Raw genomic sequence first — 26781 nt, 5'->3', positions numbered from 1 at the left:
TATCTAAATTCTCAATTTTCTACCTTCACATTATAGACATTATGCAATATAAATTTATTACTAATAATAAACAATCTTATTTACATAATTCAACAACATTCATAATATCCTTTTATAATTGAAAAAAAGTTTATTGGTAATAAACCGTCAGTAAATATGGTTTAGATTTAGTTCTTTGCATGTTTTATAAACTTTATATATAAGTATATAAATATATAAGTTTAACCATGTATTATGTTAATGAGTCGTTATTATCATAATTTTCATGAAATGGGAGGAATTTATAGCATCCAAGCTTTTATCATTATAATTCGCTCAAAACGCTAGTTTTTTCCCTGATAAATATTAACAATATCCAATATAATGAATATTAATATTATATTGAGTTCATATAATTGCAAGATATGTATTAAATAATCCATTGAGTATAAATCATAGCATAAGAATTGATTAGCAAAACTAAAAGATAAATGGATAAACTCATTGTAAACAATTAGATTTCAAAATGACCGTACAAGCAACTTTGAGGAGGTATTTAAAATAGAGGATAAACGAGAACAATTCATAGAACGGTTTGGTAACTCATTGAATAAAATTGATACATTGAATTTCATAAATAATGATACAGAGGCAGTTATATGTTATAAAGAGGGAAAGGAATATTATAAAATTGTTGATGATAATTGGAAATTAATTGTAATTAAAGAATAGCTAAAAAGGCATTTGGGATGTTTGTTATTTTAGTTGGAATAAAAAATGTTTTTGGATAATAATAAACCTAAATATTCTTTAAATTAATTCACAACATTCTTATATTGTTCATAAACAAGAGTAGCGATGCTCTTGTTTATGAACAATAAATTATATTTAAGAACTATTTTGCGAGGTGTGATATTATGGATATTAATAAATTGCAAGAATTTAAAAATACAATTCCTGAGAAATTAAACAGTTTTATAGAACCAGAACTATATCTTAAATATCAAGTTAAGCGAGGGCTTAGAAATCTTGATGGTCATGGGGTGCTAGTAGGTTTAACGGAAATCAGTCAGGTTAATTCTTCTACCTTCAAAAATAACAAGATGATCTCCGTTGCAGGTTCTTTAGAATATAGAGGCATAAGCATTGAAAGTCTAGTAGACGGTTTTCTTAAAGATGGTCGATTTGGATTTGAAGAGACATGCTATTTACTACTTTTTGGTGATCTTCCTAAAAAAGAAGAACTTAAAAATTTTGTAGATTTACTTTCTAAATATAGAAATCTTCCTGACGATTTCGTACGAGATATGATATTAAAAATGCCAAGTAAAAATATAATGAACTCAATAGCAAGGAGTATATTAGCGCTTTATAGCATAGATGATAAAGCTGAAGATACTTCTGTAAACAATGTTTTAGAGCAATGTATGAGATTGATTGCTTGTTTCCCACTTATAGTGGTTTATGGTTATCATGCTCTATCACATTATCATAATAATAACAATTTGCTTATTCGTAGCCCACGCGAGGATCTAAGTACTGCTGAAAATGTTTTGTACATGCTCCGAGATGATGGTAAATTCACAAAACTTGAAGCTATATTACTTGACCTTGCCCTAGTGCTTCATGCAGAGCACGGTGGTGGTAATAACTCCACCTTTGTTACACATGTTATAACCTCGGCGGGTTCCGATACTTATTCAGTTATAGCCGCCGCGCTTGGTTCTTTAAAAGGACCAAGACATGGAGGTGCAAACATAAAAGTTGTTGAAATGTTTGAAGATATGAAAGAACATGTTAGTAATTGGAAAGATGATACGGAAATTGAAAAATATTTATTAAAAATACTTACTAAAGATGCCTTTGATAAAACTGGCCTAATCTATGGAATAGGTCATGCCGTTTATTCTATATCTGATCCAAGAGCCGTTATTTTTAAAAAATATGTTGCAAGACTTGCTAAGGAAAAAGGTCTAGAGGATGAATACAATCTTTATGCAAAAGTAGAAGAACTAGCACCTAAAGTAATTTCCAGTGTACGAAAAATTTACAAAGGTGTAAGTGTTAACGTAGACTTCTACTCAGGCTTTGTATATAGAATGCTTGGTATACCAGATGAGATGTACACTTCTATTTTTGCTATAGGAAGAATAGCTGGTTGGAGTGCTCACAGGCTTGAGGAAATAATAAACAATGGTAAAATTATTAGACCTTCATATAAATGTGTTGTACGAAGTAGTACTTACGTTCCATTAATCGATAGATAAATATAGTAATTTCATAATAGAAGCTCCAATATTTCAAGAAGAAGCTTAGTATAAATGTAGTTAAGCTAAGGCACTGCTGTAAAAGGCAGTGACCTCGTCTTTCCTATACTCCTTCATAGCAAAAACACCATAAAATTCATTTCTAAGAAATACTTAGGGTACAATTGTCTTTAGTTAACGGATGGCACTATCTGCTCCCGTATCAAACTTTAACCGATGAGTAAACGTCTATGCCAAGAACACTAAAAAAGCACTATAGAATATGCCTTTAATTTATAAATCATAAAATTATTTGTACATATAATCTCTAGTCCAAGGTAAATTATTATTATGTTTAGCAAATAAAATTTGGTGAATGTTAATATTTCCACAATTAAAGCATGCTGCACATGCATTTAAGTATAATCTCCACATTCTTATAAAAGTTTCATCCTTAGTTTTACTTATTTCAGACAATGAATTTTCAAAATTTATTGCCCAATGCTCGAGTGTTCTTCCATAATGCATTTTGAGACCTTCTACATCAATCACTTGAAATTTTTTATCTCCAATATTAGATATTAATTCCTTAAGTACAGGTATATATCCTCCCGGGAAAATATACTTATCTATCCAAGCGTCTCTACCACCTTCATCTATACCTGTTATGCAATGAAGTAAAGATACACCTTTTTCATTTAGTAAATTATCTACAGCAGCGAAATAATCTATAATATTCTCCTGTCCTACATGTTCTACCATACCTACGCTAACTACCCTATCAAATTTTCTGTTTTTTAGTTCTCTGTAATCTAAAAGCTGAACTTCAACAAGATCACTTAATCCTTCAAGTTTTATTCTCTCATTAACCTTGTTAAACTGTTCAAAACTTAAAGTTATTCCCATAGCCTTTACTTTGTATTCCTTTGCAGCAGCAATAATTAATTCACCCCAACCACAACCGATATCAAGTAATGTATCTCCTTCACTCAAATATAATTTTTTTAAGATATGTTCTACTTTATTGTTTTGAGCTGTACTTAAGGAATCGTTTGGAGATTTAAAGTATCCACAAGAATAAGTCATTGTATCATCTAACCACAGTTTGTAAAAATCATTACCAATATCATAATGATATTGGATATTATTTTTGTTGTTTTTAACATTATGAACTATCTTCTTGACTATATCTACACATTTAGTATTATTACCCATAAAACTTTCCTTGCTATTATATAATGATTCTAAAATCTCCTGTATATTTCCTTTTATATCTAATTTTTTAGTCATGTAAGCTTCGCCTAAAGCTATAGAAGGATTATTAATAATAGCTGCTTTAGCAATAGGTTCATTTAAAATTATTTGAAATTTACTCTCTCCTTCACCGTACTTTTTTACCTCTCCATCCCAAAATTCAACATCAAAAGGATCAGCAAATAAACTTTTAAATAATGTTTTATAAAACAGTTTATCTATAAACACAAATCTAGCCTTCTTTCTATTTTAATTATCTATGGCAATATCTAACTTTATTCTTATGATCTAATGAAGATGTATCCATTTCCAAAAATTTTTCTTTTGTAAGTAGGTTTATTAATTATTATATCCTAAATTCACAATATGAATATGCTAATGTTAATTAATATTGTAGATAGTTTAATGCCAGATTACGCTAATTTGACGTTGCATGCAAATAAATTAAATTTACAAATCAGCTATTTTTGCTAGTGCGATAAACTTCTTCGCCATTGGTGTTGCTTCTTTGAATGACCGCATCGCGATACCCAGCTGACGATAGGATGCAGGTTGCAACGGTACGGTGATCACGTTCTCATTGTGCCCTCTCAGCACCAACTCCGACAATATGCTGACACCCAAGCCATGGGCCACCATGGACAGAACAGCAGAGTCGTCTACAGATGTTGTCTTGACAAAAGGCTTGATGTTGAATTCGTCCAGCACCACCTGCACATCGTTATCTGTCCCAAAGGATGGCATAATAAATGTTACTCCATCTACTTTCTCGATTGGGAATTGTATTGCACTCTCCAATGGATAACCCTCCGGTAGCACTGCCATATACTGATCGTCCTTCAGTGTGATAAATTCATAGTTGTATTTCGCGTAACTGCTGACAAAGCACAGCTCTACTTCGCAATTGTTCAGCCATGCATAAATCTCATCCATGCCACCTACCTTAATCTCAAAGTTGACATCCGGATGGAGCTTCTGAAAATCTCTGACAATGGTTGGAAGCCAGTGCTTTGAGATGCTGGAATAGGCTCCGATGCGAATATTTCCCTTCTTTTGCTTGTTTATCAAAACGATTTCGGAACGGATTTTTGTATCCCACTTCAAAAACTCCCGTAGCATTGGAAGCAGTCGCTGACCATCAGACGTGAGACTGACACCGAAGCGTCCACGTTGCAAAAGCTGAAAGCCGATCTCTTTTTCCAGACTGTTCATCATGTGCGTAAGCCCCGACTGGGTATAACCAAGCTTCTCCGCTGCTTTTGTAAAGCTACCCATATGCACTGCTATAAGCAGCGCTTTCACCTTATTTGATTCCATATCCCACCTCCGTCACATCTATGAGAAATTCTAATAGATCTATTATAATGCGTCGTTTTACAAGTGGCAAGAGCAATAGTATACTTATATCAAATAACAGAAGGGAGAATTCAAGATGATAGGAGTACTAGTCAACACAGCTACCGTTATCATAGGCAGTCTTGTCGGCCTGCTATGCAAGAAAGGAATCCCTAAAAAGTTTACTGATGCAGTCATGCTTGGTATAGGGCTATGCACCATTTACATTGGAATATCCGGCACACTAAAAGGCGAAAACACTCTGATTCTTATCATTTCCATCGTCATTGGCTCCATCATAGGGACATGGCTGGATATTGACAAGCAAGTAAACGCTTTGGGCGAGTGGATTGGAACACATTTCAAGAAATCTTCCGACAACTCCGCTTCGGTCGCCGAGGGCTTTGTTACGGGTTGCCTTTTGTTTTGTATCGGCGCCATGACGATTGTAGGCTCGCTGAACTCAGGACTGACCGGAGACAACGAGATGCTTTTTACAAAATCACTGCTCGATTTGATATCAGCGACCATGTTGTCTATAAGTCTTGGCATCGGCGTTTTGTTTTCCGCCGCTTTCGTTTTCGTATTCCAGGGCTCCATTGTTCTGCTGGCGCATTTTTTACAACCAATTCTGACAGACGCCGCCATTGCGGAAATCACCTGTGCAGGCTCCCTTATGATCATCGCACTTGGGCTGAATATCATAGGCATTACCAAAATTAAGGTGGCAAATTATCTTCCCACAATCATCATTGTTCCAATTCTTTGCTGGATAGTAACACTGATATAGGGCAGTATATTAGCCCCAGAATTGCCCTTCAAAATTCCCACAAGAAGTAAAAAGCTCTGAGATATTACTATCAGAGCTTTTGTTAATTAAATTCTATATTTGACAATATTGATGATCAAATATAATAAACTTAGCTTGACCAGATATCTTTAATGAGTGACCTTTAATTGTTTCACGTACCGTAAATAAAAATAAGTGAAAATTAACTACTTAATGAACTAAAAAGTCTCAGTTATGAGTTCACTGAGACTTTAAGTGTTAGTAACTATTTATTTCTAACCAAGGTTAAATAATAATTTTATTATATATAGAGTTAAGATTTAGTCGTAGGATATAGCGTATTTAACTAGCTTCAACCTTTATTTTATATTGTTCGAGTTTTCGTATTTGCACTACTATACTAACAATAATGCCAAAGAAAGTTGATTGTTATTTAATAATTTTTTACCTGCATCTAAAATATCACCAATTAACAACATACTTATCATTTACTTGATAGATATATTTATAGCTCCCCTCTACTACATCCAGAATTAGAATATTCTAAGAATCTTTTATAATAGAAGATGTTTAAATAATATAGTTTCAATGCTTAAATTGAAACTATGTTATTCTACTAAATTACCAATTTATGTGGACCTGCTTTGATTATATTGCTGGGTATGTCCTTAAATCTTCTAAAATTCTCTTCAAATTTTTCTGCCAATTCATACGCTTTTTTATCATATTCATCTTTGTTAACCCATGTATTTCTAGGATTAAGTATTTCTTTAGAAACATCTGGACATTCTAATGGTATTAAGACTTTGCATACTGGATGCTCATAGAATTTTATATTTTTAAACTTATCCAACATAACTGCTTTAACCATAGCTCTTGTGTAAGACAAATTAACCCTTTCTCCTTTGCCATAGGCCCCACCTATCCAACCTGTATTTATAAGATATACTTCTGCCTTATATTTATCAATTTTCTCCCCTAGCAACTTAGCATATACTACAGGATTTAAGAGCATAAATGGTTCTCCAAAACAAGCCGAAAATGTAGCTTTGGGTTCCGTTATGCCTCTCTCTGTGCCTGCTACTTTACTTGTGTAACCAGACATAAAATGATACATAGCTGATTCTTTAGTTAGTTTACATATAGGAGGCATTACTCCAAAAGCATCTGCAGTTAAAAATATAATTTTACTTGGATTACTTGAAACATCACTAACATTAATATTATCTATATAATCTATTGGGTAAGCTGCTCTTGCATTCTCAGTAAATTGAGAATCATTATAATCTGGAGTTCTATTTTCATCTATTACTACATTTTCAAGGAGAGTTCCAAATTTTATGGCATTATATATTTCCTGTTCCTTCTCCTTATTAAGTCCTACTGTTTTTGCGTAGCAACCGCCTTCAAAATTAAATACTCCTTCGTTACACCAACCGTGTTCATCATCGCCAATAAGCCTTCTTTCAGCATCAGTGGATAATGTGGTTTTTCCTGTACCTGATAGTCCAAAGAAAATTGTTGTACGCCCATCATTCCCTGTATTCGCTGAACAGTGCATTGGTAATACACCCTTTTGGGGAAGTATAAAATTCATTACTGAAAATGCAGATTTTTTTATTTCACCTGAGTAACCTGTTCCACCAATAAGAATTATTTTTTTCGAGAAATTTATTAATACAAAAGCTTCAGAATTTATTCCATCTTCCATTCCCTTAGCCTTAAAACCTGGAACTGATATTATATTAAACTCTGGTGCATAATTTGAAAGTTGTTCAACATTAGGTCTAATAAACATTTGGTTAGAAAACATAGCTTGGTATGCACATTCACATATAACTCTTATAGGAAGAGTATATTCTTTTAAAGCTCCTATAAAACCGTCAAACATGAATAAATCCTTTTGCTTTAAGTAACCTAACACATCATTATAAATTTTATCAAATACATGTTCATCTATTGGCAAATTTCCTTCTCCCCAATTTATTGTATTTTTTGTAATATTGTCTTTTACAATAAACCTATCATTTGGAGATCTACCAGTATATTTACCTGTGTTTACCACCAATGCTCCCTTATCTGATAAAACACCCTCTTCTCTTTTAATTGCAAATTCTATAAGATTGGGTATGCTCATGTTTCTATATAAATTATTGTAATTTTTTATATTTAAATAATCCAGATTCAAATTCATTTATTAATTTTCCCCCTTACTATTTTATACAACGAGAAAAAAATATATTTATTATTCAACACTCCAATATAAATTTAACATTCTTATTTTTAAAGCTATTAGTTCACCAACAATACTTACATGATAAATTAGTACCTATTTACATCAAAAATTATAAAATCATGATTCATATAGATATAGATATAGATATAGATATAGATACCAATTTTCTACTAATTTAATAGATAATCCAACTTTTACACTACATTCTTCATAAGCTTCTCTTATTTTATAATATTTAAATATGATACTAATGAATCATTCTTAATATTGCTATAGCTAATGTAACTGTAGCTGCACCACCAAGTCTTGTAGCCACTTGAGCAAATGGTAAAAGTTAAAATCTGTTACCTGCTGTAAGAATAGCTATATCTCCTAGTCCTATTCCTACTGCTGATGCAGCCCCTTTCATATTATCTTAATATTTTTCTCTTGTATAAACGTAACCTTCCATTATTCTTCTCGCTGTTCTAACAACCTTTACATAATTTTTCCATTGTTAACCTTAGCAACCGTTTCCATGATGTCGCCTGGATGTGCTATTTTTAATTTATTACTATTATCCTTTAATAAATTGTTAACTAAAGTTCCTTCTATATTTGCAGCTTTTGGTATTGTTGGTGATCTTTTTGTTGACACATCTCCGCTGATATAGATCGTATTTCTTCTACTATCTTTAGGTTATTTTCTGTCAATTCATCTGGTAACTCAGTCCCCTTTAAACCAATAACCTTAGTATTTATAATTTTACAATAACAAGTAATTATGGAATAAGTATACCATATTTTTGCAAAAAATATGTTGCTTTCACTCATTTATTTGCCCATGCACTTATTAATGTCTTCTGTCGTTAAACTATTCATTTCACGACATTAACATTTTACCTATATAAATAATAATGATATACTAAAGAAGATACAAAACTCAATTTTTTTAGAGTGGGGGACAAAAAATGATGATTGTAAGTTTTCTTTTAATTGGTTGGATATTAAGTTGGTTTAAGTTTAATAACTTGTTCATTCAAGCATTTAAAGAGCTGTTTAATAAGGAAATCACTATTGCGAGTTATTATTTTATATTTTTTTGTGTTGGTACAATTAGCGACTTGATTTTATTTATTAATGGAACCTATAATGTTATATAAATTGTTATTCGGTTAATGGAGAACGATAGTTAAATGTATATGAGTTCTATGAAACACCAGTTCTACTATTTTATTTTGGGTATTTTTCAACGTCTCATTTAACTATAGTTTATTGATACACTTAATAGTTTGTTATATTTTTTATAAAAAATAAATTAGTAATACTATTGCATTACAAAAGTATTACATATAATTGCCTTATTATGCTTAATAATATTCAGGCGTTCGTTTGAATTCACTATAGTAAGTGAACTAATTATATGGAAGGCATAGCTGTTGCGGTAACAGAAGGTAAGTATAAAGGACGTAAGCCATGGCAACATAAGTGGTGTTGATGTTATGAAAATATTAGATTTAAAGAAAACTACATTCTATAAATTAATTAATCAGTATGAAGAGGGTAAATAAAGTACCTTCCGATATTATAAAGTTAAAATTAGTTAAATAATAAAAACCTCTGGAGCTACCAGAGGCATTTTTATTTGCAATGGATGAAAAGCATTCAGGCTAATTTAAATTATATTGTTGATATGGTAAAGTACCATACCAAAACAAAACACTATACCTTGCCTATACAGGCAAGGTATAATGTTTTGGTAGGTACATTTCAATATAAATTACGACTATTTTCAAGCTATTAAGTTTGCCTGCCTCTCTCAAAGAATTATTGCAATATCATTAGCTTTTAAATTTAAGCCCTTAAAGATACACTTTCTTCATTTTCATTTTCATCTTCAGTTTGATTTTTAACAATAACATTTACGAACTTTTCTCCATACGGAAGACAAAATTGTATGAATGGACCTATTAACAATGCAGATATTATTGTACCTATTCCCAATATTCCGCCGAGTGTAAAGCCCATTATTAAAAAACTAACATCTAATGCCATACGAATCCAACGATATTCTAAATTAGTTTTATCTTTTATAATAAATGGAATAATATCATTTGGTGCAACACCTAGATCACTTGCTTTAAGTATAGAAAATCCAATTGCAATTAAAGCACAACCGATTACAACTAAAAATATTTTCATACTAATATTTAAAGAGGCAATTGGGAAAAATGAAACAGCCTTTACTCCAAGGTCAATAATGGGTCCTACTCCAACAACGCATATAATTGTTCCTATCTTTATACGACGTCTTTCAACTAGAAGTATTATGCAAAACAATACAAATAAAATAATCATATTAGCATTTCCGGGTGTTTTATTTAATAAAAATGCTAATCCTTGAGTGAATAAAGTAAATGGATCGGAACCAATATTAGTTTTTAAAAACAAGGCTACTCCAATCTGTATAATACTCATTCCTACAAAAAATATAATTAGTCTTTTAATTAGATTTATTTTTTTAGTCATATTTTCCATCCCTTTCTTTATATTTTATAGTTGCTTAATATGCAACCTATTTATTAGATGTGAGAACACAAAAGCATCTTAATAATTTAATAATAATATTATTAAGCATTGCAAACATTCACTTTGAGGCTACTTATTATTCCTAAATACAAAAAAACAACAGGTTTAATAAAAAAAAATATTCATATGTAATGTTGCTTAACTTACTGCAACTTTAGAATAAGTTTGTCCACTTTTCTGTTTTGATTAAGTATAAAATCATCTATAAGATTTCCAATATTATTTTCTACCATTTTATTAAGCTTTTTCTTTCTTCAGGAAACATAACTTTAAAGCTTCCTTTTTTATCATATTTTAAACAACAACGTTTATTCATGTTCGTTTATGTTCGTTTATGTTCGTTTATGTTCGTTTATGTTTCATTTTATTTCGCTTATTTTTATTTTACTATATTTCGTAAACGATGTCAACAGTTGAACCCAGTAAATACTGTTTATATTGTAATAGCTCCTCCTTATTGCCCCTCCTACTCATTTTTTTAGGCCTGTAAATAATTTTGTGTAAACAGAAGTTCGATGCATTATAAAGTACGTTATTTATCTTAATAACGTACTTTCCCTATATATATCTAACTTTCATGACATCATTAAATAATATATTTACCTATTATACTAAATGTTTTTTATCGTATTATTAACAAAACATATTTTAATTTCTTATATAGAATTTCCAGTAAAAATAGTATAATTAAGTAAGTGTTTATGTCGTAATCTAATCGTAGTAAATGTTGACGTAAAGATTATATTTTATTTGGAGGAGTAATTATGAAAAATATCAATTCATCGAAAAAAATTTCGCTGTTATGTTATGGTGTTTCTGCATTATTTTTTTTTACAATTGGTCTTTGGGGAGTATTTCTTTCCGCGGGTGATGAAATGGGCTATTGTTTGCTTAATTTTTACATTGTAATGCCTTTAACTACTCTGATTGCTTCCCTTATCATTAGTTTGAAAAAAGGTTATCTGTTTTGGTTTTATCCTGTATTTGTTGGTCTTTTGGGCATAATAATTCCGTTTGTAGTATTTAGTACATTTGATGGGATAGACTTATTTTTTGCTTTTTTTCCTGCGTTGATTGGACTTATAATTGGCTTGATTATCAGAGTTAAAATAAAAAAGAACTTGAAATGAATTAAAGTTATGAACAAAATGAAAAGTTAAGTTAATACGCTTCTTTCTTATATGTCGTCTCAAGTAACCCCATATCATTAGATGTGGGGTTAAGAAGAACATTGATAATGTATTGGATGAATAGTTAATGTTGTTAGAATGGAGATTTAAACAAATTAGATTTAAAGAGCAGAAAAAATTAAATGAGAGTAACCTGTATTTATATTTACAAATTTTATGATTTTATCTTTATTTTACCTATGATATTCCTTTTGTTTTTATCCACATTTAAGCTAGGTCAACTCTTCTCAATTATCTCCAAACCGAAAAAAGAAAGGCTGCATCTCTGCAACCCTGTCTATTAAAATCTACTTATTGGCTCGATATCCTCTGATAGTATTATAAATGTATTACAATCTAGATAATCAATTTCTATTTAACTTCTTTTCCACTAACGCGCTACAGAATTTTTTTTGATTCTACAATTTTCTTATCAAGTCCTATTTCGCCGTTTTGCACTCTACTTTTGGTAATATTAAGTCCTTCTTTGCGATGACGAAGCTTTGGAGAATGATCAGTAGTTTCATTTTTGATGTTGTCGCCGTTTTTAAAAATCCCTCCAAATATACTCATATAAATACCTCCATCAATTAATAATTTCATCAATTTATATATTGCCCTTCAAAGAAATATATTATCCTGTTTAAAAGCAGGTAATAAGAGAAATTAATCGATTCTATAAAAGGAAGCTAATAAAATTTATGTCTTAACATAAATTTTATTATATTTTATTTTAAATATATCAACTACTAACTTTCTCAATAATTAACCTTATTAAAAATAATTAAAATCTATTCCATCTTATTTTATATTCAGTGCAGCCTCATATCCTTCTTTTACAGACGCTATTCCATCTGCAACTCCAGTGATATCTCCAGCTTTAGTATATGAAAATTTTCCTTTTATTATCTCGTCAAGAGCGAGATTAGGTCTAGCCCCTATAGCTAAGATTATTTGATCCACTTGTAACTCCTCAGAAACTCCATTTTTGCTTATAACTATGCTATTTTCTTTAATTTCTTCCAATTTAGTTCCCAGTCTAATAGCTACCTTGTTGTGTTCTAAGCTCTTCATCATAAATACTTTAGGTATTCCTGCCATCTCTTCAAGGCAAGTCTCTTTCATCTCTATGACAGTTACTGATGAGTTATGAACAGCTAAATGTTCCGCAGTTTCCATTCCAACTAATCCCCCACCTACAATAGCCACATTTCTACCTGGTAAAACTTTTCCTGCTAAAATTTCATTAGCTTGAACTACATTTTTATTTGTTTCTAGTCCCTTAAACGGAATTGCAATTGGATTAGATCCTGCTGATAAAATTATATGATCTGGTTTAAAAATGTTTATAAGTTCCTCTGTAACCTCTGTATTTAAATGTACTTTGACTTTATGTTTATCTAACTGACCTTTTAAATATACTACAAATGAATTAAATATTTCTTTTGATGGTGGTATAGCTGCTAATAACCATCGGCCGCCTAATCTGTCAGCTTTTTCAAATATTTCAACCTTGTGCCCTTTAATAGCAGCTACAACTCCAGCTTGCATTCCAGCTAATCCTCCACCTATAATCATAACTTTTTTAGGATTTTCCACTTTCTCTAAATTGTACTCTCCCTCACGACCAGTTCTTGGATTCACTAAACATGAAACTGGTTTTTGAAGTGCTATATATCCTTGGCATCCTTGATCACAAGATATACAAGGAATAATATCTTCGAGTCTTCCCTCCCTAACTTTACTTGGAAATTCAGGATCAGCTATAGAAGCTCTTCCTATGGCTACAAAATCTGCTTTCCCCTGTTTTAATATAGATTCAGCTACGTAAGGGGTATTTATCTTATTAACCGCAATTATAGGTATACTTACGACGGATTTGATTTCCTTAGCTAAATCTGAAAAGAGAGCTGTAGTAGCTTGATATGGTGCTGAAGGAAGATGACCTGATTTATATACTGCTCCAGATACATGTATTGCTTTGATTCCAGCAGCTTCAAGGATAGGAGCTATAATTTTTGAATCTTCAATAGTAAGCCCACCCTCTACAAATTCATCAGCGCTTATTCTGTAAGTTATTACAAAGTCTTTCCCAACCTTCTCGTAAGCTTTCTTTATTATATTTAAAGGAAATCTCAAACGATTCATTAAATTCCCACCATAGATATCAGTTCTTTTATTTGAAAAAGGAGAGACAAACTGATTAATTAGATACCCGTGAGCACCATGGAGCTCAGTTCCATCATACCCCGCCTTTTGTGCCCTTACTATTGAATCTACAAATTTATCCTCTAATTCTATTACTTCGTCTATTGTTAATTCATGAGGGATTTCAAAGATTGCTGGATCATGTATTGGTGATGGAGCTACAGGTTGTATCCCTAGTAAAGGTTACCATTCTCATCTGCATATTCACTGAGCATTGGTGGAACAACCAAACGGTTTTTGATTTCTAAATTTCCTATCTTTCCTGATTCAAACATTTTCTTAAACATATGTATATCCTCCGTTTACTAATTATTTTTATATTGTATATTGTATATTTAATATTTCAAGCTAATATTTCAATAATTTTCTTTTTTCATATCGTTCTTTTCCTTTTTCAAACTCTTTTTTTTCTGCTTCATCTATTAATTCTAACTGTGGTATAATTTTCGGTTTATTATTCTCATCAACTGCTACCATAGTAAAGTAAGCAGAAAGAGCCCTGCCACATGTTTTTCTATTTTGTATATCATCTACGTCTATAGTAAGATAGACTTCAATCGAACTTTTACCTGTAAATACAACTTTTCCACTACACTTTACTACCGAACCTATTAAAATTGGTTTATGAAACATAATTTCATCAATTCTTGCAGTAACCACATTACTTTCTGAATGCTTCATTGCAACTGCATAAGCAACTGAATCCATAAGTTTTAAGATTTCTCCACCGAATACATTACCTGCTACATTTGAATGACTTGGAAGCATTACCTGGCCGAGTGTTAGTGCAGATTTGCTTGATAACTTTCCCATTTGTTACCTCCTTATATAAATAAGTTTCTTTCATATTTATGTTCGTATTGCTTGCTTTAGATGAAGTATACATCACTCCAAAGCAAAGAAATAGTATGCACTTTTTTGTTAGTTATCTAACCAAAAGGTATGAATTGTTGAATTCACACGGTTTTTCGACAAATTTATTTATAAGTAAATTGATACTATATCTTAAATGATATATAATAATACTTAGTTATAATGTTTTCATTTGATAAATTTTCATAGGTAGGTGTAAATATGATCATATATGATGGTAAAAAATATGTCTGTAATATAGATCTTGGAATGGAAATAATTCGTGGCAAATGGAAGGCAGTAATCTTATGTCATCTAAATGATGGTCCTAAAAGATTTTTAGAACTTCAAAGAATAACTGGCGGTATTAGTCAAAAAGTTCTTAATGAAAAATTGCAGGAACTCCAGCATCATGGCCTAATTACAAAAATAGTTTATCCTGAAGTTCCACCTAAAGTAGAATATCTACTAACCGAAACTGGAAAAGACCTTTTTCCAGCATTAGAAATGATTCAAGATTGGTCAATTAAGCATTTTCCTAATAAAGATTAATTATTGCAGTTAGAAACTGTATTAAAATAAGATAGCCTTTCCTATTACTAGGAAAGGCTATCTTTTCTTTTAAATCAATTTTCTAATTATTGAACTGGCTGACCCTTAACAAATTCAATTATATTTTCTATTTAATATAATTGAATTAGCTTATTTGTTCTATACTTTAGTATCCAAACACATAAAAAATAAGGTGTAAAAGCTTACACCTTATTATTAATTATTCTTATAATTATAATTATTAAGATACTCTTCAAAAGAGTCATATATTAAATTATCATTTGAAATTGAATCTTCATTATTTTTAGTTCTAATAACTAACTTTTTAGTGGACATTTTTTCTATTGTCTTTATATTAACATTGATATTGAATCACCTCTACCTTAATATAGTAACATAAAATATGTAATTAGTAAAGGGAATTGCCTCTTGAGTGTAGAATGTATATTTTAGGAGATGATTTATTCTTAATAAAGATGAATTTGATAATATTATTATAAACCATATGTTGGATAATAATTTAATAGAAGAAATATCATCTAAAAAATCCTTAGCTTAAGCTAAGGATTTTTTAGTTTCTATTCTTTTATTATATATGGTACAGTAAGCACTGCCACATTTCTATTTTTATATAGCATACTCTTTATAAAATATCCGGTTTGATTATGAAGTATATTATGCCACCACTTAGTTATAACAAACTGTGATAGTACAACTGTTACAGTTTCTCCATGTTTTGAAGCACGGTCTTCTGATTCTATAAAATCAATTAATGGTCCCAATACGTCTCTATAAGCGGAATGTTCTATTATTAATGGAATTCCCGGGTCGTACTCTTTCCATTTTCTTTTTAATTTTTGAGTAGTTTCTACATCAGTTGATACATGAAATGCCACTACATTTTTCGATAAACTATTAGCGCAATTCAATGACTTTAAAAATGACTTATTTAATGTACCTAAAAGAATTATTACATGTTGCTCATTATTGGTTTTCATGCCTACATTTGGTCTTTGATCATTTGATAATCTAATTTGTTCTACTACTTTATTATAATGGTTCTTAATTTTCATCATAAAATAAACAAGTAATGGTATTATAATAAAAACTAACCATGCTCCATGGAAAAACTTTGTAATACCTATTAATATTACTGTAATAAAAGTTACAATAGCACCTAATCCATTTATAAACGCCTTATGCTTCCATCCAGGCGTTCTACTTCTTTTCCATTTTAAAAACATTCCAACCTGTGAAAGAGTAAAAGAAATAAATACACCAACAGCATATAACGGTAAAAGTGAATGAGTATCACCTTTAAACACAACAATTAATATAGCAGCGGCAACTGCAAGTAATATTATTCCATTTGAAAAACTAAGTCTCTTTCCTCTTTGTGAAAATTGTCTTGGAACATATCCATCTTGTCCCATTAAAGAAAGCAATAAAGGTAGTCCTGCATATGCTGTATTAGCAGCCAGTACTAGAATAATTGCAGTGGTAACTTGAATAACATAAAACATAATACCTTTTCCAAAAACTTGCTGAGATATTTGAGCTATTACTGTCATATGCGGAACAGGTACAGCGTGATAAATTGTTGATAGGAAAGATAAACCTACAAAGATAAAAAAAACTAAAAAAGCTAATAATGCCAAAACAGCTTTTGCATTTTTTTGTGATGGTTTTTTAAAATTAGGTATACCATTACTTACTGCTTCAACACCTGTTAATGCAGTACAACCTGAAGCAAACGCTCTAAGAAATAGGAACAATGTAATGTCCCCTGTTGCCTTTGGTATAGCATACAAAGCCTCTGGTGAATACCCAAAAATATAATGCCTTAGAATACCAGTGACAATAAGCACTACGCAAGAAAGTATAAATATGTATGTAGGAACTCCAAAAAGTTTAGATGATTCCCTAACTCCTCTTAAATTACCTATTGTTATAAGTAATAGCATTGCAAGAGCTATGGCTACTTTATGCTGATACAAGGATGGCATAGCTGATGTTATAGCAGCGGTTCCAGCACTTATACTAACAGCAACTGTCAGTATATAATCTATAGTAAGTGATGCCCCAGCAGTAAGTCCAGGAATTGTGCCAAGATTATCTTTCGCAACTATATATGATCCACCACCACATGGGTAGCTATCAATAGTCTGCCTGTAAGAAAAAACAAGTAGAACTAATAATAAAACAACACACAATGCAGCATAAAACATATATTTATATGCCATAAGACCTATAACTCCAATTAACACATATAAAATTTCTTCCCCTGCATATGCAACTGAGGAAACAGCATCACTAGATAATATCGGTAAACCCCAAAAAATATTTAATTTTTCTCCTTCTAATTCTTCTGTTTTTAGTGTTTTACCTATTAACAGTTCTCTTATTTTAGAAAACATAAACCCACCTCCATTGTAGACTTTACCATTACAATATTTATTTATTATATAGCATTCATTTAAGAATTTCAATTGGGAATCTATTAAATTAAGCTATAATACAACTCATTGTGTCATTAATCTGCAAAATACAATACTTTACTGCTCATTATCGTATATGCTTATTATAGATAAGGCTTCCTATAAGTAAGCCTTATCTAGTATTGGAATTATTCTAATATTATAACCTTAGTTCTATTTAAAATTCCATATCCCCTTAATCCCATTTTATACCATTATGTCAGTAACTATTGGTGCACTATTATTTGATACACAAAATTATCCCGATGTCTATTGAAAAATACCAGTCAATTTAAAGTCTAACCCTTGAAATCTAGTATAACTAGCAATAATTTCACCACACTATTGTTAACCCTATAAAAGGAACCTAATATAAATTTTCACAATAAAGATTAATTATTGCAGTTAGAAACTGTATTAAAATAACATAGCCCTTCCTATTACTAGGAAAGGCTATCTTTTCTTTTAAATCTATTTTCTAATTATTGAGCTGGCTGACCTGTATGTACATCAAGTCCACCTGAAACCTGTAAATTCACTCCGTTACAGGAGCTTGATTCCTCTGAAGATAAGAAGTACATTGCTTTAGCAACCTCATCAGGCGTACAAATTCTCTTAAGTGGATTTGCTTCATTGAACATCCCTATAACCTCTGGAGCATTTTCTAAAAACATTGGCGTTGCACAAGCTGAAGGACAAACATTGTTTACACGAATATTATATTTTCCATAGTCCAGTGCCATAGCTTTAACTAAATTTACAACTGCACCTTTAGCTGCATTATATGCTGCCATGTTATAGTCTCCAAGCATCCCTGAAACTGAAGCAGTATTTACAATACTCCCTCCACCGTTTTGTATCATATATGGTACAAAATATTTAGCTATTAAATATATTGATTTTACATCAACATCGAATAGCCTGTCCCAATCGTCTTCACTAGTTTCATGAAGCATCCCCCCAGCCCAAATACCAGCATTGTTAATTATACTGTCTATTCCACCTAGTGTTACCATTGTGCAATCATAAAGAGCTTTTACGTCAGCATCCTTTGCAACATTGCACTTACAGAAGTAAACTTCATTATAACCTTCTTCTCTAAGTTCTTTAATTAAAACTTCCCCTCTTTCTTCACTAAGGCCCACAACCATAACTCTCCAACCCTTTTGAAGGAAAAGCTTTGTTGCACTAAGTCCCATTCCTGATGTTCCACCAGTAATTAATACTCTTTTCATATCTATTCTCCTTTAAATATTATTTAAATTCTAAAAATTGTCTGATTCCATCTACACATATTTGGTGATCAAGATCTTCAGTTAATCCACAAACAGTAATAGATCCTACAACCCCAACATTTTTAACTATTAATGGGAAAGAACCTCCAACCGCTTGGAATTCTGATGGATTTAAAAGACTAGACTGATCAAAAGTTGTTCCCATAGCTTTGTACATTTCTTTAACATACATAGATGAATGGTTATATCTATCTACAACATTTTTCTTTCTGTCATACCAATATGCATTTTCCAGCATTGTAGAATCCATTAAATGAGAAAATAAAACTTGTCTATTTCTCTCTATTTTAATACCAATACCACCTTGATTTATCTCTTTAGCAATCTCAATAAATGTTAGCCCTAAATTAAGTGCATCTTCACTTGAAAATTTAGTAAATTGTAATTTTTCTTCTAATTTTAATAAGTGTTTCATAATATCCTCCATATCTCTTCTCCTTCAACGTTCATCATTATCGAACCATGTTTGATAATTGCATACATATTTTAATCTAAGTTTTTACTTTTGTCAACTTTGAGATATTTTTCTTAGGCTATTATAAAGTGGATAAAAAGTATTATTTAATAATACCGAAAAATTATATATTTTTTTAATTGCTTACTATCAATGAAAAATATATAATTGAATTTATGGTATATTTAAATTATTATTTTCTAAGGAGCGATATATATGAAAACTATTCAATCAATAGATAGAGCTGTACTTGTTATGGAATATATCTCAAAAAATCAAAACTGTCGGCTTATTGATATGAGTAATTACTTTAATTTAAAGAAAAGTACATTACATGGAATTCTTTCAACACTTAAATATCATGGATTAATCAATAAGGATTCTGTTAGCACCAAATATACATTAGGTTCAAAGGTTTTTGAATTAGGCAAGTTATATGAAGATAATTTATCTATAAAAAAAATAGCAAAACCTTATTTAATTAAATTAGTTCAGGACTTTTCGGAAACTGTTCATCTCGGAGTTTTAAACAATCTTACGGTTTTATACATTGATAAGGAAGAATCTCCTCACTCTCTAAGAATGACTTCTAAAGTTGGTACAACAGATCCATTACTTACAACCGCTATAGGTAAAGCTATATTAGCCTATCTACCTGATGATAAATTGAATTATATTGTAAAAACTTCAAAATCAAATGAATTAACAGACTATTCTATAAGTGAAAAATCAAGATTATTAGATGAGTTGTCAATAATTCGTAAAAAGGGGTTTTCTTTAGATCTTGAGGAATTAGAATTGGGGTTAAATTGTATTTCAACGCCTATAAAAAACTCCATAAATGAATCTATTGCTGCAATAAGTATTAGTATTCCTTCCATTAGGTTTAATAAAATTATATTAGCAAACATGAGAAAAGAGCTACTAATAATATCTAATGAAATAAGCCAAAAACTTTGATTGTTCTTTAAAAAACTTGAAAAACACCTACGATTTTCCTCGTAGGTGTTTCAATACATCTAAATGATTTGCCATTATTACTATTTAAAAAACTCACAAATAATACTTACTATCTCACTCCCAATTCTCATTTGAGTTTCCTTTGTTGCACCACCAATATGTGGTGTTACAGAAACTTTTGGATGATTAACTAAAGCTTCATTCTTTGTTGGCTCATCAGCAAAAACATCTATCCCAGCTCCTGCAAGTTTTCCATTATCTAAGGCTTCTACCAATGCTACTTCATCAATCAATCCACCTCTAGCACAGTTGATTAAGAATGCTCCAACCTTCATCATAGCTAATTGATCTTTTCCTATAGTAACTCCATTCTCTTTAATAAAAGGTATGTGTAATGATACATAGTCTGATTTTTTTAGAAGATCATTTAATTTACAGAATTCATACTCATCAAAGCCATTTACTTTTCCTGTTAAATTTGTATATATAACTGTCATGTCAAGTGCAGATGCTTTTTTAGCTAGTTCTCTTGATATTCTTCCAAATCCAACTAGCCCTAAAGTTTTTCCACCAATTTCTACACCCTCATATTTTTCATTATCCCATTTACCTTGTCTCATAGATACATTAGAAATATTAACATATCTTGATACAGCAAACATATGGGCAAGCGCAAGTTCAGCTACAGATCCACTACTTGCATTTGGAGTGTTAGTTACCCCTATCCCTTTTCCTTTAGCATACGCTACGTCTATATTGTCAACTCCTACTCCTCCACGAATTATAAGTTTTAGTCTTCCTGCTTCTACTGCCTTATCAATTAATGGTTGTCTAACCTTTGTTTTAGATCTAACCACGATTACATCAAATTCTTTTAATTTTTCGCCTAAAACTTCAGGCTCGTAAAACTGTTCAACAACTTCAAACCCTTTAGTTTTTAACTCTACAACTGCACTTTCTGCCATACCATCAGTAACTAATACTCTAATCATAATAATCCTCCTCTTTATATAAAAAGCATTATAGTTTATATATTAATTCTCAATAACCATTAATATCCTCTACTGGTTCTAGTCTAAGTATTCTTTTATCCTTCTGTTTTGGTTTTGCCATTTTTCATTCATTTTATTCCAAAAGTTGAATTATAGAATTCGTTTACATTATATAAACACAAAAACACCCATAAATTATAGATGTTTTTATAACTATATAATTCTTGTAAACTTTAAGTAAATTTATGATTTAAAGTATTAGCTGTTTAATCGGATTGTTGTTAAAAAGTTCTATGGAGCAAACTTTCCACTATAGATTTTAAGGTTAATTTTTCAGGACTATCTGGAAGTTCATCTATTAATTTCAATGCTTTATATGTATATGTTCCACCCTATCCTCTTCAAATCTTGTGTTATTTTATTATCCGCACTTTCCTATAAATCTTCTTCAAAATAACTAATGAAATCCATATTAGTTTGCATAGTTTATCCTCTTTTCATCCTAATTTTACAAATATAATAAATTGTGCGAATGTATATATTCTTTTGAACATATTTATACATAATATTAAACAAAATAAAATTTTATTATATATTGGAGGAAATTTTTTATGATAAACAAAGTCTTTAAGTCTACAAGACCAGCAACCCTTGTGGTGTCCATACTATCAACTTTTTTAGGAATAATAATTGCCTATAGGCAAGGATATGTTTTTACATATCATATGTGGGATTTATGGAGGATATTCTTAGTAATTGCAGCCGCTGTGTTATTACAAGCTGGCATGAACATGATGAATAATTACTTTGAAGATGATATCCAAGAAGAGTCTGATGGTCTCCGTAATCTTAATTTTTTAGGTCGCACTAGAAGTCATTTAGAAATACTTATTTTTAAAGTTGGTATTACTTTCTTTGCAATTACTGCACTAATTTCAATATACCTAGCTTTCTATACAGGTTTTCAGCTTTTGATTATAGAACTTATCGGTATATTTGCAGCCTATGCTTATGCAGGAGAACCTATAAATTATAAGAAATATAGGTTGGGATCTGTGGTCTCTTTTATTATGATGGGTCCACTAATGGCCTATGCAAGTTTTTTTGTATTTTCCAAAAGCTTTTCCCTTCAGCCCATAGTATACTCCTTCACATTAGGATTATTTATTCCAGCTATTTTACTTGCAAATGAACTAAGGGATTATTTTGATGATAAAGACAGAGGTGTTTTGACATTAACTGTTCGCATTGGCTACGAAAAAGGGAAAATTATATACTATTCCTTAATAGCTTTCGCATATATTAATACAACGATATTAGTTATACTTAAATATTTACCTGAAATATCAATTATAGTCTTATCAACGATACCTTTAATAAACGAGATTGTGCGGTGCATTAAATCCGACAAAAGAAAACTTGTACCCATAACTGCAATGATTTATTTGTTTTCCTCTATTGAATTATTTTTAGTACTTATTCTAACAAAGTAACATAATTTAAATCAGTCTAATAATGGCTATAGTTTCCACTATTTTAGTAGCTGGCATGGGTGATGCACAAGGCAACTACCTTGTTAAAAACCTACCAATGAAAATCTTACAATTGCTAATGCTTCTTCCAGTTCAAACACCCTTTAACTTACGCCAAAGGTAGCATTAATATTTGTACCCATAGTTTTATGGTTATCAAATATGGAGTTATTGGATATTTAGAAAACGAGTTACAACTAAAGAATTAGAATATTAAGGAGAGTAAGTATGACAATGCTAAATACTAGATTATTAAAAGAAAGTAGTTATAAAAAATATTATAAACCACTAATTATACTGGAACCATTATTAATGGGTATATTTATAGTGGTTTCAGCTTACATTTTAGCAACAATAGTTAACAAAGTTTTTATAAAAAAAGAAACTGTTAATAGGATAAACATTTATTTAGTTCTATTTCTATTAACTGCTGTTATTAAAGCTTTAGTTAACTTTTTAATCCAATCTTATATTAAAAACTCTGCTGAGGATATAAAGGAAAATATAAAGGAGAAAAGTTTCAAGTCAATTATAACGGGCAATCCCTATAAAGTTAAAAAAAAGAAATTAGGAGAAATCATTAATACCTTAACTGATGGTGCTGAAATGATTACCCCCTATTATTCTCAGTATATTCCACAAGCTGCTTCCGCTGTTATAATTCCCATGATATTAATTATTGTAACAGCATTTATTGACAAATGGTCATCATTAATAATGATATTTACTTATCCCCTGATTCCATTGTTTATGATCCTTATTGGATATAAGTCTAAGGAGCTAAATGAAAAACAGTGGAAAAAACTTAGTCTTTTAAGTTTTCATTTTATAGATATGCTACAGGGATTAAGTACTCTAAAAATATTTGAAAGAAGTAAAACACAAGAATCCAAAGTGTTTAAAACAAGTGAAAACTATAGAAAAGCAACAATGGAAGTTCTAAAAGTATCCTTTTCTTCAGCCTTGGTGTTAGAACTTTTTTCAACTATAAGCACAGCTATTATTGCAGTAAATTTAGGACTTAGATTAGTCTACGGTAAAATAACTTTCCTCAGTGCTTTCTTTATCCTTATAATTACACCTGATTTTTATTTAGCTATTAGAAACTTAGGTCTAAGATTCCATTCATCGCTAAACGGAACTGTATCCATAGAAAAAATAGATAGTATTACAAAAGAACTAGAATATGGAGATATAATCTGTAAGTCTACTAATACATGTGAATATATTTCTGAAATAGAAGTTAAAAATTTAAGTTATTCTTATGGAGATAAAATAGCTCTTAATAATTTAAGTTTTAAGATTAAAAAAGGAGAGAAATTTGCTCTAGTTGGGGAAATTGGTAGCGGAAAGAGTACTTTAATAAACATTTTAAGTGGTTTTGTAAAGCCAAGTGATGGCATGGTTTTTATAAACGGCAAAGATATTAATTACATTGATAAAGAAGAGTTTTTAAGTAAAATTTCGATAGCATCTCAATCCCCATACATCTTTAATAAAACCTTAGAAGCAAATGTAACCCTGGGAATTAAAGAATTGAACCCTATAAAACTTCATGAAATATATAAATTAACAAAGATTGAAGAGCTAAAAAACAAGCTAGAGGATGGATATCAGACGCTTATTGGTGAAGGAGAAAATGTAGCTATACGTGGTGGGGAAATTCAAAAGATTGCACTCGCCAGAGTTTTAGCTAAAGACACTCAGTTGATAATATTAGATGAGCCTAGCTCAGCCTTGGACTGCAAAAGCGAGGAACTATTCACGGATCTTATGAATGGTTATCTAAAAGAAACTACTGTACTAATTGCAACTCATAGATTGAATACCCTAAAATCTATCCATAAAATTATAGTTCTTAACGCTGGTAATTTAGTTGAAATGGGTACTCATGAAGAGCTTATTAATAATAAAAACAAATATTATGAATTTGTAGGATCGTCGGAGGTAGAAGAATCATGAGAATATTTAAAGTTATGAATGCACTTATGAAAAAGCAATTTTTTTTTGTTCTACTCTCGATAGTTATGGGAGTTTTCACAATACTTGCAAATGTAGGTTTACTCTCAACCTCAGCGGTACTTCTTTCAAGGTCAGCACTTCGTCCTGATGTTTTAGACTTGATAGTCTTAATAGTAATTGTAAGATTTTTTGGTATATCTCGCGGTGTATTTAGATACGCTGAGAGAATATTTTCTCATAATACAACTTTAAAGATGTTAAGCGGCATTAGATCCTGGTTTTTTAAAAACTTCAATGAAAATTATACAGAAAACACTATTAAATTCAAGACTGGAGATATATACAGCAAAATAGTTAATGATGTGGATGTACTAAAGGACTTCTATTTAAGAGTCTTCTATCCACTCATTATAGCAATTTTAACAGGAATAATTACAACTGTGTTTATTTCTTACTTTAGTATGAAGGTTTCTATTATTTATATATGTTTTTATATATTCTCTGGCTTTGTTTTACCTGTAATATTATTTAAATGGAATGAAATGTTTTCTGGGAGAGAAAGAGAGTTAAAAAATGATATTAATTTAACTCTCTTAGATATATTAAAAGGCATAGTGGAAGTCCAGATTTATAATTTAAAAGATGAATTCACAGAAAAATTTATTAGTCTTAATAAAGAACTATCAAAACTTCGAAAAAAACAAAATATAATCAACACATTAGTTGAAAGTATTAATTCAGTAGCATTAAGCCTCTTAATTGTTTTAACTTTAATGCTTACTGCTGTAATGGTAGGAACAAATAAATTGAGTGGCATTTACTATTCCATGCTTCCTCTTATGATTATGGCTTCTTTTGAAGCAATAATTCCAATGTCACTTGTGGTATATAAGTTTAATGATTCTTATAGTAGTGGTGAAAATATTTTTTCAATAATAGACAGTAATTCTCACAAACCAAAAAACTTAAAAAACAAGACAATTGCAAGCTATGATATTTCAGTAAATAACTTAAGCATTAAAGATAAGGAACATTATATCATCAAAGAGTTGTCTTTTGAATTACCCTATAAGAAAAAAATAGCAATAGTCGGAAAAAGTGGTTGTGGAAAAAGTACATTACTTAAAGCAATGCTCGGTTACATTAAATATCAAATAGGAGATGTATTTATTGATGGAGACTCTTATAAAAATCTACAAATTGACGATATAAGAAAAGTGTTTACTTATGTTGATCAAACTCCGTATACTTTTAATACTACAATTAAAGAAAATCTGCTAATAGCTAATACCGAGGCTACAGCTGATGAAATTAATAAAGTACTAAATAAAGTTCAGATCATGGATTTAATCAAAGAACTTCCTGAAGGTTTAAATACTTTACTTGGCCAATATGGCTATAATCTATCAGGCGGTGAAATAAAAAGACTTATTATTGCCAGGGCTATATTAAAAAGTAGCGAGATAATACTACTGGACGAACCTACTGCAAGTTTGGACATAAAAACAGAAAAAAAAGTTGTGCAGGAGCTTCATGATTTAATTAAGGATAAAAGTTGTATATGGGTAACTCACAAACTAGTAAATATGGAAGTTATGGATGAAATCTTAGTAATGGATGAAGGCTCAATAGTTGAGAGAGGAACCCACATTGAATTATTAAATAAAAATGGACTTTACTACGAATTGTGGAATATGCAAAAGCAATATCTTAATATATAAAAAAATAGTCCGAAAATTGTTAAAAATGAGAAGATGATTAAATATGAAGATTTTTATCGTTACCTATAGACCTACGATGGATGATACCAATGTATATAAGCAATTAAATTTACTTTTATTAAAGCAAAATAATGAAAAAAAGCCTGTGAGATGATTAATTTTCTCGCAGGCTTTGCTCTGTTTAAATAAGTCTTATACAA

Annotated in this window: 22 protein-coding genes and 1 pseudogene; 11 read left to right on the top strand and 12 right to left on the bottom strand. The window is 30.5% G+C overall.

Translation table 11 applies throughout. The features are described from left to right. Positions 1-585 precede the first annotated feature (585 nt). On the top strand, positions 586-711 hold the full coding sequence (locus tag LGK95_RS22470; protein ID WP_264174570.1) for a hypothetical protein: 126 nt from the start codon (positions 586-588) through the stop codon (positions 709-711). Between the two features lie 185 nt (positions 712-896). Then, positions 897-2246 (top strand): citrate/2-methylcitrate synthase, encoded by a 1350-nt coding sequence (locus LGK95_RS14855; protein ID WP_226125564.1) that lies wholly within the window; start codon positions 897-899, stop codon positions 2244-2246. A gap of 288 nt (positions 2247-2534) precedes the next feature. Here LGK95_RS14855 and LGK95_RS14850 read toward each other — a convergent pair whose 3' ends face one another. After that, a complete protein-coding gene (locus LGK95_RS14850) occupies positions 2535-3707 on the bottom strand; it encodes a class I SAM-dependent methyltransferase (RefSeq protein WP_226125563.1) in 1173 nt (390 codons plus the stop codon). Positions 3708-3929: 222 nt separating this feature from the next. Continuing rightward, a complete protein-coding gene (locus LGK95_RS14845; RefSeq protein ID WP_226125562.1) occupies positions 3930-4796 on the bottom strand; it encodes a LysR family transcriptional regulator in 867 nt (288 codons plus the stop codon). A gap of 115 nt (positions 4797-4911) precedes the next feature. Between LGK95_RS14845 and LGK95_RS14840 the strand changes: the two genes are divergently transcribed. Continuing rightward, positions 4912-5604 (top strand): DUF554 domain-containing protein, encoded by a 693-nt coding sequence (locus LGK95_RS14840; RefSeq protein ID WP_226125561.1) that lies wholly within the window; start codon positions 4912-4914, stop codon positions 5602-5604. Between the two features lie 616 nt (positions 5605-6220). On the opposite strand, the gene pckA is transcribed toward LGK95_RS14840, so the two are convergent. Together pckA and LGK95_RS14830 are read right to left on the bottom strand one after the other, a co-directional pair. Next, positions 6221-7798 (bottom strand): phosphoenolpyruvate carboxykinase (ATP), encoded by a 1578-nt coding sequence (gene pckA / locus LGK95_RS14835; RefSeq protein ID WP_226125560.1) that lies wholly within the window; start codon positions 7796-7798, stop codon positions 6221-6223. Positions 7799-8317: 519 nt separating this feature from the next. Next, a complete protein-coding gene (locus LGK95_RS14830; protein ID WP_226125559.1) occupies positions 8318-8476 on the bottom strand; it encodes a hypothetical protein in 159 nt (52 codons plus the stop codon). Positions 8477-8789: 313 nt separating this feature from the next. On the opposite strand from LGK95_RS14830, the gene LGK95_RS14825 reads away from it, so the two are divergent. Further along, complete coding sequence (locus LGK95_RS14825; RefSeq protein ID WP_226125558.1) at positions 8790-8981, top strand: hypothetical protein; 192 nt, start codon at positions 8790-8792, stop codon at positions 8979-8981. Between the two features lie 691 nt (positions 8982-9672). Here LGK95_RS14825 and LGK95_RS14820 read toward each other — a convergent pair. After that, a complete protein-coding gene (locus tag LGK95_RS14820) occupies positions 9673-10347 on the bottom strand; it encodes a YczE/YyaS/YitT family protein (protein WP_226125557.1) in 675 nt (224 codons plus the stop codon). Between the two features lie 824 nt (positions 10348-11171). On the opposite strand from LGK95_RS14820, the gene LGK95_RS14815 reads away from it, so the two are divergent. Continuing rightward, positions 11172-11537, top strand: coding sequence for a hypothetical protein (locus LGK95_RS14815; RefSeq protein ID WP_226125556.1), 366 nt, complete (start codon positions 11172-11174; stop codon positions 11535-11537). A gap of 438 nt (positions 11538-11975) precedes the next feature. On the opposite strand, the gene LGK95_RS14810 is transcribed toward LGK95_RS14815, so the two are convergent. The 3 genes from LGK95_RS14810 to LGK95_RS14800 form a co-directional block, all read right to left on the bottom strand. After that, entirely contained in the window at positions 11976-12182 is a 207-nt protein-coding gene (locus LGK95_RS14810; RefSeq protein ID WP_226125555.1) for a hypothetical protein, read from the bottom strand. A gap of 195 nt (positions 12183-12377) precedes the next feature. Then, complete coding sequence (locus LGK95_RS22685) at positions 12378-13907, bottom strand: oxidoreductase (protein WP_226125590.1); 1530 nt, start codon at positions 13905-13907, stop codon at positions 12378-12380. Positions 13908-14132: 225 nt separating this feature from the next. Further along, positions 14133-14597 carry an acyl-CoA thioesterase gene (locus tag LGK95_RS14800; protein WP_226125554.1) on the bottom strand — a complete coding sequence of 155 codons (465 nt, stop codon included), beginning with the start codon at positions 14595-14597 and terminating at the stop codon, positions 14133-14135. A 261-nt stretch (positions 14598-14858) separates the two neighbouring features. On the opposite strand from LGK95_RS14800, the gene LGK95_RS14795 reads away from it, so the two are divergent. Then, the gene (locus LGK95_RS14795) at positions 14859-15188 is read left to right on the top strand and encodes a winged helix-turn-helix transcriptional regulator (protein ID WP_226125553.1); all 330 of its coding nucleotides are present in this window, start codon (positions 14859-14861) and stop codon (positions 15186-15188) included. Positions 15189-15766: 578 nt separating this feature from the next. Here the strand turns inward: LGK95_RS14795 and LGK95_RS14790 are convergent. From LGK95_RS14790 to LGK95_RS14780, 3 genes are all read right to left on the bottom strand, one after another. Next, positions 15767-17605 carry an APC family permease gene (locus tag LGK95_RS14790; protein WP_226125552.1) on the bottom strand — a complete coding sequence of 613 codons (1839 nt, stop codon included), beginning with the start codon at positions 17603-17605 and terminating at the stop codon, positions 15767-15769. 542 nt (positions 17606-18147) lie between these two features. Beyond that, complete coding sequence (locus LGK95_RS14785) at positions 18148-18900, bottom strand: SDR family NAD(P)-dependent oxidoreductase (protein ID WP_226125551.1); 753 nt, start codon at positions 18898-18900, stop codon at positions 18148-18150. Positions 18901-18919: 19 nt separating this feature from the next. Next, positions 18920-19375, bottom strand: coding sequence for a heme-degrading domain-containing protein (locus tag LGK95_RS14780; protein WP_226125550.1), 456 nt, complete (start codon positions 19373-19375; stop codon positions 18920-18922). A 255-nt stretch (positions 19376-19630) separates the two neighbouring features. Between LGK95_RS14780 and LGK95_RS14775 the strand changes: the two genes are divergently transcribed. Further along, on the top strand, positions 19631-20374 hold the full coding sequence (locus tag LGK95_RS14775) for an IclR family transcriptional regulator (RefSeq protein ID WP_226125549.1): 744 nt from the start codon (positions 19631-19633) through the stop codon (positions 20372-20374). Between the two features lie 80 nt (positions 20375-20454). Here LGK95_RS14775 and LGK95_RS14770 read toward each other — a convergent pair whose 3' ends face one another. Next, complete coding sequence (locus LGK95_RS14770; RefSeq protein WP_226125548.1) at positions 20455-21366, bottom strand: D-2-hydroxyacid dehydrogenase; 912 nt, start codon at positions 21364-21366, stop codon at positions 20455-20457. 611 nt (positions 21367-21977) lie between these two features. On the opposite strand from LGK95_RS14770, the gene LGK95_RS14765 reads away from it, so the two are divergent. From LGK95_RS14765 to cydC, 4 genes and pseudogenes are all read left to right on the top strand, one after another. Next, on the top strand, positions 21978-22859 hold the full coding sequence (locus tag LGK95_RS14765) for a prenyltransferase (protein WP_226125547.1): 882 nt from the start codon (positions 21978-21980) through the stop codon (positions 22857-22859). A gap of 102 nt (positions 22860-22961) precedes the next feature. Next, positions 22962-23115: pseudogene (locus LGK95_RS14760) on the top strand (cytochrome d ubiquinol oxidase subunit II); the annotation flags it as partial. A gap of 11 nt (positions 23116-23126) precedes the next feature. After that, positions 23127-24860 carry a thiol reductant ABC exporter subunit CydD gene (gene cydD, locus LGK95_RS14755; RefSeq protein ID WP_226125546.1) on the top strand — a complete coding sequence of 578 codons (1734 nt, stop codon included), beginning with the start codon at positions 23127-23129 and terminating at the stop codon, positions 24858-24860. Then, positions 24857-26581 carry a thiol reductant ABC exporter subunit CydC gene (cydC, locus tag LGK95_RS14750; RefSeq protein WP_226125545.1) on the top strand — a complete coding sequence of 575 codons (1725 nt, stop codon included), beginning with the start codon at positions 24857-24859 and terminating at the stop codon, positions 26579-26581. The genes cydD and cydC overlap by 4 nt, the downstream gene beginning before the upstream one ends. Positions 26582-26781: the final 200 nt, after the last annotated feature.

The sequence above is a fragment of the Clostridium algoriphilum genome (genome assembly GCF_020443705.1).
Classification (GTDB): Bacteria; Bacillota; Clostridia; order Clostridiales; family Clostridiaceae; genus Clostridium_AD; species Clostridium_AD algoriphilum.
Note: the sequence above shows the minus strand (reverse complement) of the source record. Positions and strands in the feature narration are given on the sequence as shown.